Genomic DNA, 14,630 nt, shown 5'->3' with positions numbered 1-14,630 from the left:
ATATGGATACCAGTATGGAATTTACCCTAGGCCTCTCCCAAGGCGTCGCTTGGCCTTGGCCAATTGCGGTGTACTTGTTCTTCGCCGGCATCTCCGGCGGTGCGTTAACCATTGCGCTGGCACTGCGGTTCTACTTAGGTCAGGTTGAAAATACCGCCTTCTTAAAGGCGGCGACCCTGCTGTCCTTTGTCACCATTAGCTTAGGGATGTTATGTCTGGTGCTCGACTTGACTAACCCCTTATTCTTCTGGCGAATTTTGGTGTTCTATAACTTAAATTCTGTGATGTCGATTGGTGTGATTGCCCTGTCGGTGTATATCCCGTTAGTGGCTGTGGTCGCGCTACTCGCCCTTGAAAAAGAGCTGATGGCCATCCCACAGTTGCAGTTCCTCGGCCCCATCATCACTAAGTTGAAGGGCTTTAGACGCCCGATGGAAGCACTGGTGTTATTACTGGCGTTATCCGTATGTGCTTACACCGGTTTCTTAATCTCCGCCCTGATCCGCTTCCCGCTGATCAACACCTCGGTATTGCCTGCGCTGTTTATTGCCTCAGGGCTTTCAGCGGGCGGCGCTTCAGCCAAAATGCTGGCGGTATGGTTGTTTAAAGAACCTTTGCACAGCGGTGAGATGAAGATCCTACACGGCGCCGAGTGGCCGATTATGTTCGCCGAAGCCCTGTTTATTTTCATGATCGCCACCGCGCTGTTAACTGGCAATGCCGGAGGCCAGTTTGCCTTTGCCGCCTTCCAAGAAGGGATCTGGGCAAGCGTATTCTGGATTGGTGTGGTCGGTATCGGTTTTGGTGCACCACTGCTCCTTAACTTCGCCACGGGTAAGCATTTTAGCCATTCGGCCAAAGCGTTTTATATGTCGGGTATGTGCGCGGTAGTAGGCATGATGTGTTTGCGACTCTTCATTCTGTTGGCGGGTCAAAACTACGCAATTTAACCCAAAGCTAAGGCCAAAGGCCTGAAGCGATGAACCATTTTTGTATCAACCCTCGTCACAAGAGGTCTGTCCCTGCAAGGTGCCTTGGCGAGGTGTTGATATTTTTTAGAAGGAATAACAGGATGAAAAAGTACTTAAGTTTGCTACTACTCGCTCCTTTGTTATTGGGTTGCAACAAGAGTGAAGCCACGGATCATCAACATAAAGCCGAGATGATCCACGAGCATGACCGTTGCCATCTTTGCGGCATGGTGATCACTAAATACCCAGGGCCTAAGGGACAAGTGCATTTGAAGGCCGAGAAAATGGTGCCAAAGTTTTGCTCCAGTCGCGATATGTTTAACTTTGCCCTACAGCCTGAAAACAAAAGACAAATTGATTACATGATGGTGCATGACGCCGCATCGACCGACTGGGATCAACCAGACGATGGCGCCTTTATCGATGCCGCCAGCGCGTTTTATGTCTACGGCACCAGTAAAAAAGCCGTGATGGGGCCAGCAGTTGCACCTTTTAGCACGAAAGCCGCCGCCGAGGCCTTTGCTCAGGAATACGGTGGCCGCGTGCTCCGTTTTGATGAGATCACCCTCGAATTACTGGCTGGCGATAAGTAGGCGATTGGTATGTGGCGCTGCTTGCTGCTTGGTTGGCTCTGTAGTTTATCCCTTGTTGGGCTAGCGCAGGAGTTTAGGGTCACAGACTCTGCGGCTTTGACCCAAGCCCTCACGCGGGCGCAGGATGGCGACACTATTGTGCTCGCCACCGCCGTTTACGAAGGCAATTTTACTGTCAGCCACGCGATTCATCTTAAGGGCGAAGCGGGGGCAACCTTAGATGCCCTGCGTCAAGGTAGCGCCTTAACGATTGCGGCGCCCAAGGTCATTGTTGAAGGGCTGAATATCCGTCACTGGGGGCGGGATCTTTATTACCACAATGCCGGTATTTTGCTGCAACCGGGTGCTGACGAGGTGCTCATCAAGGGCAATCGGCTGGTGGGGGATGGCTTTGGTATCTATGGCGAGCAGCTTAGTGCGCCCAGCATTATGGAAAACAGCATTAGCGGTAATGGCGCCATTTATGTGTTGGATCGGGGTGACGGTGTATTCCTCAAGCATGTGAGCGCACCCCAAGTGCAAGCTAACCATTTTATTTTTGTCCGCGATGGTGTGTATCTCGAGTCGGTGACAGATAGCCAAATCCACCATAATCAATTCGCTAAGCTGCAATACGGCATTCATTACATGTACACCAGAGGCGATGAAGCCTCAAACAATCAAGCGATTAGCGTCGATGGCGGTTATGCCTTGATGAACTCACAGAACATCTTTTTACACCACAACAAGGTCAGTCAAGCGCGGGACTTTGGCATTCTGCTCAATATCACTAATGATGCCCATATTCAGGCAAATATCGCGACAGAGGTGGTCAATCCCCAAGGTTCGGTGGAGCTTGGCAACGAGGGCAAGGGTATTTTTATCTACGCTGCGCAGAATAATCGCATCGAGGCGAACGAGTTTAGCCATAGCGATACTGGGATTAGCATGGCGATGGGCGGCGAAGCAAACCGCCTTTGGCATAATCGTATTCTAGCCAATCAAACCCAAGTCAAATACGTTGGCGAGGCGCAACTCGAGTGGAGTTATCAGGGGCAGGGCAATTACTGGTCCGAATATCAGGGCTGGGACACTAATGGCGATGGTGTCGGGGATATCGCCCATCGGCCCAACGACAGTTTGGACAAACTCTTTTGGCTCTATCCCGAGGCGAAACTGCTGATGGAAAGCCCTGTGGTTTTGCTGCTGCGTTGGGTGGAGCGGCAGTTTCAGCCAACTGGCGTAAGCGGTGTGAGTGACAGCTTTCCCTTAATGGGATGGAAAACCGAGGGAGATGGGCAATGAGCCATTTTAGCAATGATGCAAGGCATAAACAGGCGCTAACCTTGATGACAAACGAGGCTTCATCACAAGGGCAAGTGGCGGTTAAGGCCATTGGGCTTTGTAAGCGTTATGCAAAGTTTGAGGCACTCACGGATCTTAATTTTGAACTTCATACAGGCCAAACCTTAGCACTACTTGGCCACAATGGTGCGGGTAAATCGACCTTGATTAAAATGATCTTGGGGCTTGTCTCCCCAAGCCATGGCGAGCTATTTGTGCAGGGGCAATCGCTGCATACCAAGCGACCCAACGCTAACCTGTCATTAGGCTATTTGCCTGAAAACGTGAGCTTTTATGACAATATGACGGCGCAGGAGATCTTAAGCTATTTTGCCAGACTTAAGGGTGTCGCCCCCAAGCGAGTATCCATTTTGCTGGAAGAATTCGGCCTAATGGCGGCCAAGGATAAACGCCTAAGCACCTTTTCCAAGGGCATGCGCCAACGTTTGGGATTAGCTCAGGCGGTATTGGCCGATCCTAAGGTGTTGTTGCTGGATGAACCGACTGTGGGGTTAGACCCGCTCGCATCGGCATTTTTATATCAGAAAATGGCGCAATTGAAGGCGCAGGGCTGCGCGATTATTATCAGTACCCACGAGTTAGGATTAGTGCAAGATCAAATGGATAGCGCGCTGATCTTAGGCCAAGGTCGGCTGCTCGCCGCAGGTGATTTATCACAGCTTAGGGCAATAAGCGCGCTGCCAAGCCAGCTTGAGTTACATCGCGTTTCGCCTTGGCAATATCAGCAGCTTATCAGTCTGCCGCTATTTGCCTCACTGCAGAACCACTCAAGTGCTAATAGGGTGTGCTTTAGTGTGCCCGATGCGCTTAAGGCTAAGGTTATCGAACAATTGCATCTTCTTAAAATCCATGAGTTTTCCATTGCGCCAGCGAGCTTGCAGGATATTTTCCATCATTTTATGGCAGGGCTGAATCGCCCTAATGCGTCAGCTGTGTGCTCGGCTGTTGGAGAAGAGCAAGATCAAAGGGAGTTAGTGGCATGAGTCAGATAATCATCGAGCAAGGCTGTGCTCAATATTGTCCCCCACGGGCGCTGACACTCATTCAAGCCGTTGCTATGAAAGAGTTTAAGGACAATTTACGCAACCGTTGGTTGGGCTTGATGGCGGGGATTTTATTGATTTTGTCCCTGTGTGTGAGTTTTATGGGCAGCGCCGTGTCGGGCACTGTGGTATTGCTCGAGAGCGCACAAATCTTCTCAGGCTTAGTTACGCTGGCGGTATTTATCTTGCCCTTGGGGGCGATTTTACTTAGCTACGACAGTTTTGTTGGCGAGCGCGAGTCGGGCACTCTGTTGTTGTTACTCACTTATCCCTTGGCTCGTTGGCACTTGGTGTGCGGCAAATTACTCGGCCATGCCTATGTGATGATTACTGCCTGTGTAATGGGATTTGGAACGACGGTGCTATTACTGCTGGCCTTTGTTGAAGAACACGCCAGACACGCCTTAATCATCGGATTTATCCACTTGATTTTCAGCGGGATTTTGCTGTCGCTGGTGTTTGTGCTTTTGGGCTATTGCGTGAGTTTGAGTGTGCGTGAAAAGGCCAAAGCCCTAGGCGTATTACTGCTACTGTGGTTTGTGCTGGTCTTGGTTTATGACTTAGTGCTGCTCACGGCGCTGGTGAGTTTGGCTGAAGTATTCAATCGCCAGCTATTTAACCTATTGATTTTAATTAATCCTACCGATCTTTTCCGTGCCTTAAATTTGCTTGCTAATCCCGCCGATAGCCTATCGGCGAAGAGCAGTCTCGCCCTGATTGCTCAAACGGGAATGGGGCCTGTGCTGATGTACGCCATGCTGGCAACATGGATAGGGCTTTTAGGGTTGCTGGCTAGCTGGATTTTTTCACGGCAAGAGGTTTAGTTTTTGCTGCATTAGTTTAGATTTACGCTTTAAAAACAATAAGTAAACTGAGTGTAGAGTCACAGTATTTTATGTTGTTAAAAGGTAAAATAAGCCATCTTGATTTGGTAGCCAGGAATCACGGTTGCTCTCGGGTGAAGCTGAGTTTCACTGTGTTTGCCCGTTGTTAGCGCAATCATAGTCTATTGTTTTGGCTTAGTTTTGGGCGCTTAACATGCATAAAATCACTTCATATCTAATGTTAGATGAGCAGGCCAAAGAGCTTGTTGACCTTGTTCATGGAACCCATATCGGCCTGACTTTTTCAGAAACCGCCGTACTCGTATTGCTGTTATCTTCCCCGAATGCGATTTTTACCAAGGAAGAATTGCTGCAAGTTGGCTGGCCTGAACGCGTGGTCGCACCCACCTCGTTAACTCAGTGCGTCAGCACCTTACGCAAAAAATTAGAACCCTATACCGAAGTGCAGCTTAAAACAGTGGCGCGCCGGGGTTATCAGTTGCATGTGTCCGAACAGTCCCATGTGAAGATGTTGGCGATTAACGATGCCGATGCGATCCGCGATGCGATTGTCGGCGTCTCTGCCTGGACCAAGGTGGCGGGCATTATCATGTTGGGGGTGATCCTCACCTTGATTTGGTACTGGAGCGATCACCATGCCGTGGTTAAACGGGTCGCCAAATGGAATGCCGATAAATATATCAGCCTCAATATTGGCGGTACTTTGGGGACGGCGCAGGTGCTGTATATCGACGATGAGGAACATTTACATCCCTCATGGTGGCAAAAACATTTAGCACCAGAAGGTAACCATATCAGTGGCTTACCTTATTTCAGTGCCTTTGCTTCAACGGATGGCAAAAACTACTCTATTTCAACTTGCCCGTCGCTCGATGCCAAGGATTGTACTGGCAAGGGCATAATCAACATCACTGCTATCGATGCTAAACCCGCAGGGCTCAGCATGGCGGAATTTATTCCGCTCAGTAAAAAGATGGAGGAGCGTATTCGCTACAATCGGGTAGTGTTACCCGTTGATGATAAAGGCGTGGGTGAGCTGCTAGAGCACAACTACCACGCGGATATTTACTTCCCTGTAGCGGGTGAGTTGCTGGTTCGCACGGATCTGAGCATGTCACTGGTGTACGAGGGGCAAAATCGGGGTAAGTTTTACTCTACCTCCTGCATTACCGACCAGGACTGTTTAACCACACCAATTAAGTACACAATCCGAGGCGAATTTGAGCAGTATCAAACGCAAATTGATGATCTGAATGTGGATGTATTTCATGTCAAAGTGTCGCAAAAGGAACTGACTAAACCCGATGAGGTGAGCCATTCGGCCATGCAGTTTTACCGTGCGATTCGCAAACACGATATTCGCGATGAAGATCTGTTCTATTATCGGGTTTATCAAAATAAGGACACTGCCGTTTGGATCGTCCCGCAAATGGGGCAGTTGCTGGCGTGGACTCAGTACACTCAAGTTAAGCTTTAATCACAAAACCATCTAAACAGCCGATAACCATCGGCTGTTTTGCTTTTTGCTAGAAGCATCCGCTTGCCAAGAGATAGAGTGTATTAAAGACTTTGCATTAACTTTCTATCATAAAGTGTGAGTTTCTTTTACATCCCACCATATCGCCAGTTACACTGCCTCGCCATGCTGGAAAGCATTCAAATAGCCAAAATACCAAAAATACAAGAATAACAACGGAAGGAGTCTCATATGTCGGACCGCCTGATCCCAGCCATATTACTGTCGACGACAGTACTGACAGGGTTAACTGCCTGTGGTGATAACGCCAAGGAAACCGCCGCTGCCGCCAGCGATAATGCTGCAAAAGTACAAACCAGCGCAGCACCAGCTGCCAGCCAACCCGCCACGCCAATCGGCATTAACCTCGCGGCCATGTCGCCCAAGGTTAAACCCGGCGATGATTTTTATACCTACGCCAATGGCGAGTGGATGAAAACCACAGAGATCCCCGCCGATCGTTCAAGCACTGGCGCATTTTTAGTGGCTTTCCAAGAGACGGAAAAGCATAAAACCAGCCTGATAGCCGACTTAGTTAAGGCCGAACACGCCGCTGGCAGCGATGATGCGCGCATTGCCGATTTCTACAAGGCGTACACTAACACTGCGGCAATCGATGCGGCGGGCATGAAGCCAATGGAAGCCGATTTAGCCCGTTATCAAGCCATTGCGGATAAACAAGCCTTATCGGCGGCGCTTGGTGCTAACCTGCGTGCCGATGTGGACCCTCTCAATGCTACCGACTTTTTCACCGAAAACCTCTTCGGTATTTTCGTGACTCAAGGTCTGGCGACGCCGGGTGAAGTGCTGCCTTATATTCTGCAAGGCGGTTTAGGTTTACCCGAGCGCGAATACTATCTGTCGGACGACCCTAAAATGGTCGAGATCCGCACCGCTTACCGTGCCTATATCGAAACACTGCTGACCGATGCGGGTATCAGTGATGCAGCGGCCCGTGCCGATCGCATTTTTGCCCTCGAACATAAAATTGCTAGCGCCCACGCCAGCCGTGAAGACAGTGAAGATTTCACTAAGGCATCGGGTGTGTGGAGCCGTGCCGACTTCGACGCTAAAGCCCCAGGTATCGACTGGACTGCCTTTTTAGATGCCGCCCAGCTTGGCAAGCAAGACAGATTTGCCGCCTATCACGCCAGTGCTATTACCAATCTCTCGGCGCTGGTGGCCTCTGAGCCGCTGGATGCGTGGAAAGACTGGTTGGTGTTCCACCATATCAACAGCCACGCCGATGTATTGCCATCGGCTATCGATAACGCCTCTTTTGCCTTTAACGGCACTAAGCTGTCAGGCACCCCTGAGCAGCGCAGCCGTGATAAACGCGCATTGAGTGCCTTGGATGAATACCTAGGTGATGCCGTGGGCCGCGCCTATGCCGAGCATTATTTCCCGGCATCGGCCAAGGCCGAAGTCAGCGCTATGGTCGACAATATCGTGACTGCCTTTGGCAAGCGTGTCGAAAAACTCGAGTGGATGGACCCTTCAACCAAGCAGGAAGCCCTAGCTAAGGTCGCGACCATCGCCGTGGGTGTAGGTTACCCCGATAAATGGCGCAATTACGATGCCTATGCGGTATCGCCAACCAATGCCTATGCCAATGCTATCAATGGTGAAAAGGTGGAATACGCCCATCAACTCGCCAAAATCGGTAAACCTATGGATAAGGGCGAGTGGTGGATGACGCCGCAAGTGGTTAACGCGGTTAACCTGCCGGTGCAGAACGCGCTTAACTTCCCTGCGGGGATTTTGCAGCCCCCATTCTTCGATGCTAAGGCCGATGCCGCCTATAACTACGGTGCGATTGGCGCTGTGATTGGCCATGAGATCAGCCATAGCTTCGATAACAATGGTGCGGCGTTCGACTCGACTGGCGCTATGCGTAACTGGTGGACGCCAGCGGACTTTGCTCAGTTTGCTAAGCAGGGTGAGGCATTGGCGAAACAGTTTGATACCTATGCGCCATTCCCAGATCTGCATGTAAACGGCAAGCTGACCTTAGGTGAGAACATTGCCGACGTGGCGGGCTTAGCGGCCGCACTCGATGCCTACCATGCCTCGCTTAACGGTAAACCTGCACCGGTTATCGATGGCTTTACCGGCGACCAACGCTTCTTTATCGGCTTCGCGCAAACGTGGGCGACTAAGATGCGTGACGAAGCCCTGCGTGCCCGCGTGGCGACCGATGGCCATGCCCCTGGCATGTACCGTGCGCTGACCGTGCGTAACTTAGACGCTTGGTATACTGCGTTCGATGTGAAGCCCGGCGACAAGCTCTACTTAGCCCCTGAGGACCGCGTGAAGATCTGGTAAGTTTAAGGTGCTAAAAACAAAGGGAACCCTAGGGTTCCCTTTTTTGTTAGCGATTTTGCAGTCGATTGTAGTCCAGCCAACCGCTTTCAATCGGATGACTGTCGAAAAAGGCTTGGTTGAGTTTGTCACTAAAGGCCCAGAAACGCGGATCGGTACGGCGCACCGCCGCCAAATCCAATAACGCCTCGTAGTCTTTTTCGGTTTGCATGCCTTCGACCTTAGCTACGACTTTGGCTAAGTCCTGCTCCTTAATATGCCAGAAGGCTTCGGGATAACTGCCCAAAAGCCCGCGCACTAGCGTGACATCATCCTTAGCGGGCTCGCGATTGCTTTCCTCATTGAATAGGCTCGAAATATTCCGATGGGCACTGTTACGCACTAAGGTAAAGATTTCCGCTTTGCCCGTTTTTTCAGGCTCAATCATAATCATCGTCAGCTCGGGCAAAAGAGTCGCTTGCGTACCTTTGACTCTGCCTAGCGCCTGCAACAATGCCTTGCTATTGGGTTGTAACTGACTGAGTGCGATTTGATAGCGTTGGGGCTGAACCTCGCCGACCTTAGCGGCCAGTTTTTGGTAGAGTTCGGCCTTAAGATCGTCCGTGTAGTAGAGCACGCCCGTGGGTTGATTGAAGGTATTAATATCCCCCGCGATAAAGGCGGTCAGCTGGGTGCCCGCATCTTGATACCAATCCTTAAACTGCTTACGGCGCTCCTCTTGGGGTAACAAGGTCAAGAAGTTAGACTCGCCCTCCATGCGTAAAAAATCCATATACAGGCGGGTGAGTAGCTGGTGGCCATAGTTGCCATACACATCGAAACCTGCGACCAAGAGGTAGTGAATACGCTCTAGTAGGGCATAGTCGATCACCCAAGCCGTTTTTGGGGATTCTCCCACTAACCCTTTGACCACAGTGGCATTATCGAAATGCCTAAACACCGTCAGGCTGGCATTATCATTACTGCCTTCTCCGTCCCATAAACCATCGATAGTGAGGTGTCGGCCATTTTTAAATTTTTGATTTAAAAACTGATTTCTCGCTCGCATATAATCGCCCTGTTTGGCGGCGTATTTCACCCAGGTCACGGCAAGGGCGGTGCTTTCTTCCTCGGCGGGCATGCGTAGGTTCTCGATTTGGCCCTGATAGAAATCGGTAAAGTCGCTATCGTCCATATATTCTGGGGTGACAAAGTAAACCCAAAATCTATCGTTGATCACATTGAGGGCGACCTGACCACGGCAAACTGGCCCCTTGATAAAGCCCATAATGGTGTCTTGGGCGCGGGTGAGCATAAAGCGATAGCGCGAGCCAGCGGGCAGTTGAATAAAGGCCTCGAAGGGATTGGCCGCAACGCTCGGTTTATAGCTGGGCAGCGAGCTGACTTGGTACTTGGCTTCGATAAACCACTGCTGCCAGTTTTGCAGCACAGTGTTATTTAAGGCGTAGGGAATATGGGTTTTATCGACGATTGTGGCGCGATAGGGCTGAAAGCGGTAATACACCCGCGACACTTGCGGATCGTCGAAGGGGCGGCGGCTGGCAATAAGATCAATAGGTTTGCCCGGCGGCGTGCGTGAGCGCACTAACTCAAAGTAAATCGCAGGGGCATTGGGCGCGGTTAACGACTCAAAATACAGGTGGAAGGCAAACAAGTGCTCGTAAATATAGCGGGCACTCAGTTGCGCCTTGAGGCTGTCGGCATTTAAAAACTGCTCCCAGCGAGCGATTTCGTCGTTGAACTCGGCGCTAAGCGCAGCTGGCGTCGGCAACACTGCGCCCTGTTCGAGCCAGTGTATTAATACCTTATGTTCCTGCTGATTGAGCGCAGGCAAGCCGTAGGGCATACCGGCAAGCGGCTGGTATTGCTCGTATTTGTCCATTTCCTCAATACTGGCGCACTGCTGAACCCGATCGAGGCTAAAGTCGAAACTCTTATCGAGGAGTTTAGTGTCCGGCAGGGGATGGGCCTGTTTTAGCGTTAGCATCCGCGCCAGCACTGAGGCCTGGGTATTGGCCTGCGGGGGTTGGGCGCGCTCATTAAGCACGGGATAAAAACCGCGTTCGCGCCATGCTTCAGGCGTATGGGCATCGACAAATAACCGATTCGGTGTTGCCGCCATCAAGCGGGTGCCCTGATAGACTTTTTCCTTATTGGCACCCCGTTCAATGCCCTCGCTGGAGGTCATTTTGAGTTGGCAGGGCGCATCATAACAGGCATGGCAAACCACACAGCGACCATTGATGATAGGTTCAACTGCTGAGTGGTAAGTCTTTGTTTGTGAAGTGAGTTCACTAGGATTAAGCTGATTACCTGCGCGATTTTGCGGCGAGCTTTTACCGTAAAGATTATCGAAATCCACCTGGGCGACGCTGGCACAACCAGTGACCGCTAACACTAGGGCCAATAACCAACGTTTCCAGATTGCATTTATCGGATTCATTTACCACTCCTTTGCCCGACTGACGAGCCTTATCCATGCTTAATCTGCAACACTCTAGCAGAATAGTCTGAACAAGTTGAATTTACTGTTTATTTAGGGTGTTTATTCGGCCTGTTCACGGGGTAATATGAATAGCATTAGTGGATGCTATGCTTTATTAGGCACAAATCGACAAGGGAAGAAGATGACTACTGAACGCTATTTTTATGAGCCGAGCAAGGGACATGGACTATCGCACGACCCCTTAAATGCGATTGTCGCCCCCAGACCCATAGGCTGGATCTCCTCGCGCAGTGCCCAGGGGCAACGCAATCTCGCACCCTATAGTTTTTTCAATTGTTTCAATTACAAACCTCCTATTATCGGCTTTGCCAGTACGGGCTGGAAGGACAGTGTCGCCAATATCGTCGACACCGGCGAATTTGTCTGGAATCTCACCACCCGCAGCCTTGCCGAGAAAATGAATCAAACTTCCGCCATGTTGCCCCGCGGGGAGGACGAGTTTGCCTTTGCCGGACTCACCCCCAAGGCTGGCACTATCGTTCAAGCCGAGCTGGTGGCCGAAAGCCCGGTAAACTTTGAATGTAAGCTTTCTCAATGTATTCAATTAACTGCCGCCAATGGGGATAAGATTGATACTTGGCTCGTCTTAGGTGAGGTCGTTGCCGTGCATATCGCCAAGCATTTACTTAATAATGATGGTGTGTATCAAACCGCCCTCGCCGAACCCGTGCTGCGCGCCGGCGGCCCATCCGCCTACTATGGGATCTCCGAAGATCTGCGTTTCGATCTACATAGACCACAAGTGTAGGTGGTGGTACTCAAACTTCGTTTGAGTTTTTTATTCAAAATCAAAGTCAAAGTCGTGGGGCTTCACCCCCTGATTTTTATAAGGAGTCGACCAAGGAGGACTGCTCATCCTATCCTCCTTGCCTATTGTTTTCACATCAGCCAAGACGCCTCTAGCGAAGTTACATGCATTGGTTAGTGGTCTCATACTCCAATAAAAATTGCCTAACGGCTCAGATGGGACATCCATATACCCCTGAGCCTGCGCCATCATCCATGATGTTGCTACAGCCCCACCCAAACAACTAAGAGCTATCTGCGTATTTAAACAACTTCGAAGGGGAAGGTGAACTCCTTGATTTTTTGTGTTGTTAGTTATCCCTGAAAAATCAGAAGAATTGCGGGCGTCTCCATTCTTACTTTTATCTGTTGTACAACCTTAATAGTTGAGGCAAACAGCAGGTGGTAGAGGGGTGTCCTCCTTTGCGATTAACGTTGGGAATTGGTTAATAATTTGAGTGTATAACTCAGGGAACTTCAAACGTATCAATGACATTAAACGTTGATGCTCAGGATATATCTTAGGTTCAAGTACCATTAGTAAGGATAAGTAATCCAATAGATGCTCAGGGTTAAACTTGTAATGGTTAGTCTCCAATAACAGATACAGTGGGTCTCGTCCGCTTTCCCTATATGGGTAGCTAATATGTTGATTAACCAAATAATTGAGCAGTGGAAGATCGCGCTTCATTATCGCAATGTCGAGCCAACTTGTACCCGAATGATCTAGTTTGTCGATATCCAAACCTTCGGTCATAAGGGAAATTGTTTTAGTATTAGCCATGCGATACAAGGTATCGTAGTCGAGTGTTTCTTGACGTAATTTGCTGAGTTGTAACTCCGTGAAATACTCTGGGCTATAACCTAATAGTTGATAGAAAAATTCACGATTTACATCCTCTTCTAACTGCGCGTTTTCGACCATTTTAATGGCTTCATTAATTTTATTCTGAGCCGCAAGCCTATATATAGCGCTGTCTAAGTTGTTATCGCCACTTTGCCGTCTGGAGAGAGGTTGCCTTTGTTGGTAGTTAAAGCAATCAGCTAATGCTGGATCAATTTGATGGAGATTGGTGGCTGTGACTTCCTTGCCCTCTTTGGTTAGTTTATCGCTAAAGTAAGAAAGACTACGTGGCTGCCATTGAGAATCTATTTTGTGAACGAATGACTGGCAATCTGCAACTGCTTCAGGTGTAGCACTGTTTGCATCTAGTTGTGCAAAATTAGCGTTAAGTTCTTTTAATAAAGGGGAGTTAGGATTAAAAGTTAATACTTTTTTAGGGGCTATATCGGTGAGCGTGAGGCCATACATTTGCTGTAAATTTGTCATTTGTTGTGAATCGAAGCTGTAAATATGGCGAGGAAAGAAACCTACAGCTTTTTGATCTGACTGAATGCTAAAGTTGGCAGTGCTATTTAGTCCCTGAAGCGCTTTAATTATTTTGACTTGGCGTACAATTAAGTCATCTTCTAATGGGGTATTTATTTGGAAATAGTAATCCAGACGAGCTAGGGCATAATCCATGGTTGTGCCTAGGTATGCATCATCACTGAGAACACTGTTCTTTTCTAGCAGAGTGGTTACGATTTGATCTCTGCCATAGTAGGCTGCGGTATCGATAAGGTGTAGAGTTTCATTCTCTTGGATTCCGAACCCTATAAGCTCATCAGTATTATCAATTTTTTCAATTGCTTGCAGTAATAATTGCTGGCTAAGTGAATCTTGTTTTAGCAACCAGTCAACATCATCGATGCTGAGCTTCGTTTCTTTAATGAGTGCGAGTGCGTCAGCTTGATTGAGCGTGGCAATATTTTCTATTTGAGATTGAGGTATGCTTCTCTCGATTCGTACAAACGAGGGTAGATCCGGTACTAAGGCCTTTACTTGTTCGGCTAAACTTTGATTCTGCTGATTAAGTTTTGAGTTTTTTTTGAGCTGCTTTGCCCGCCAACTAGCCGCGAAATTAGAATTTAAAAAGTGATCTATAGCCAACGTAATATCATCGATAGAATACCCCTTGTCTAACCATTGATCCCACTCTTGCTTTTTAGCCCAATTTCTACGTGTTTCTTTTTCTGATGCGATAAGCTGCTGACAATTATAGTAGTTGTTAGGAGCCTTCAGTTTTTTGTGGGCGAAGTCTTTCTCAAGTGTTACGGATGATGAGGTTGAGGTCTGGGCTGTTTTTATCATGTCATTGGAATGCGATGAGCTGTTAGAGTTTTTTTGGGTAAACCAAAATAGCGCGGCAATACAGGCGAGTAAAGCAACAAGGTACTTCTTCATTTTGTTTCAATCCTTAAACGAGCATAGAATTATAATGATGTTTTATAAGGGGATAATATCACTGGAGTGAGTAGTAACATGACATTTTATTTAGTCAGCTATGGTTAATATCATTTGATGTGTGGTTGTAAAAAATAGAATTAAGATTTCGTCAGGGATGGAAAGATTAAACGCTGGCATGGAAGTGACCGTCCGACTATGGCCGCTTTTTCACTCTTAAAGGTTCCATGATTGAGAGCAAATAAAGGTTACTGTGGGCACTAATCTCCTCTGAGTTGCCGCTGCAAAAGATAGGGCAGGCAACACGCTTTTCGAATAAGCGCTAAGCCACTAACTCATGCACATCACTTTGCTAGGACGTCTTGGCCGACTCTTGATTAAAAATCAGGGGTTGAAAACCCACGACGTTGACTTTGA

10 protein-coding genes are annotated in these 14,630 nt (G+C 48.9%); 8 read left to right on the top strand and 2 right to left on the bottom strand.

Features of this window, described 5'->3' with window-relative positions:
- Window positions 1–2: 2 nt before the first annotated feature.
- From nrfD to SHD_RS20450, 7 genes are all read left to right on the top strand, one after another.
- Complete coding sequence (gene nrfD, locus SHD_RS20480; RefSeq protein WP_011715701.1) at window positions 3–950, top strand: NrfD/PsrC family molybdoenzyme membrane anchor subunit; 948 nt, start codon at window positions 3–5, stop codon at window positions 948–950.
- A gap of 122 nt (window positions 951–1,072) precedes the next feature.
- Complete coding sequence (locus SHD_RS20475; protein ID WP_023268879.1) at window positions 1,073–1,564, top strand: nitrous oxide reductase accessory protein NosL; 492 nt, start codon at window positions 1,073–1,075, stop codon at window positions 1,562–1,564.
- Between the two features lie 9 nt (window positions 1,565–1,573).
- Window positions 1,574–2,848 (top strand): nitrous oxide reductase family maturation protein NosD, encoded by a 1,275-nt coding sequence (nosD, locus tag SHD_RS20470; protein WP_023268878.1) that lies wholly within the window; start codon window positions 1,574–1,576, stop codon window positions 2,846–2,848.
- Window positions 2,845–3,891 carry an ABC transporter ATP-binding protein gene (locus tag SHD_RS20465; RefSeq protein ID WP_023268877.1) on the top strand — a complete coding sequence of 349 codons (1,047 nt, stop codon included), beginning with the start codon at window positions 2,845–2,847 and terminating at the stop codon, window positions 3,889–3,891. Before nosD ends, SHD_RS20465 begins: the two co-directional genes overlap by 4 nt.
- Window positions 3,888–4,775 (top strand): ABC transporter permease, encoded by an 888-nt coding sequence (locus SHD_RS20460; RefSeq protein ID WP_023268876.1) that lies wholly within the window; start codon window positions 3,888–3,890, stop codon window positions 4,773–4,775. Before SHD_RS20465 ends, SHD_RS20460 begins: the two co-directional genes overlap by 4 nt.
- A 214-nt stretch (window positions 4,776–4,989) precedes the next feature.
- On the top strand, window positions 4,990–6,273 hold the full coding sequence (locus SHD_RS20455; RefSeq protein WP_039978835.1) for a winged helix-turn-helix domain-containing protein: 1,284 nt from the start codon (window positions 4,990–4,992) through the stop codon (window positions 6,271–6,273).
- A 231-nt stretch (window positions 6,274–6,504) separates the two neighbouring features.
- On the top strand, window positions 6,505–8,637 hold the full coding sequence (locus tag SHD_RS20450; protein ID WP_023268874.1) for a M13 family metallopeptidase: 2,133 nt from the start codon (window positions 6,505–6,507) through the stop codon (window positions 8,635–8,637).
- A 46-nt stretch (window positions 8,638–8,683) separates the two neighbouring features.
- Here SHD_RS20450 and SHD_RS20445 read toward each other — a convergent pair whose 3' ends face one another.
- A complete protein-coding gene (locus tag SHD_RS20445; RefSeq protein ID WP_023268873.1) occupies window positions 8,684–11,077 on the bottom strand; it encodes a fatty acid cis/trans isomerase in 2,394 nt (797 codons plus the stop codon).
- Window positions 11,078–11,261: 184 nt separating this feature from the next.
- Between SHD_RS20445 and SHD_RS20440 the strand changes: the two genes are divergently transcribed.
- Window positions 11,262–11,888, top strand: a complete 627-nt coding sequence (locus SHD_RS20440) for a flavin reductase family protein (RefSeq protein WP_039978831.1) — start codon at window positions 11,262–11,264, stop codon at window positions 11,886–11,888.
- Between the two features lie 417 nt (window positions 11,889–12,305).
- Here SHD_RS20440 and SHD_RS20430 read toward each other — a convergent pair whose 3' ends face one another.
- Window positions 12,306–14,213 carry a hypothetical protein gene (locus SHD_RS20430; RefSeq protein ID WP_023268871.1) on the bottom strand — a complete coding sequence of 636 codons (1,908 nt, stop codon included), beginning with the start codon at window positions 14,211–14,213 and terminating at the stop codon, window positions 12,306–12,308.
- Between the last annotated feature and the right edge of the window lie 417 nt (window positions 14,214–14,630).

The sequence above is a fragment of the Shewanella decolorationis S12 genome (assembly GCF_000485795.1).
GTDB classification, from domain to species: Bacteria; Pseudomonadota; Gammaproteobacteria; order Enterobacterales; family Shewanellaceae; genus Shewanella; species Shewanella decolorationis.
This window is presented reverse-complemented; position numbering and strand designations above follow the sequence as displayed.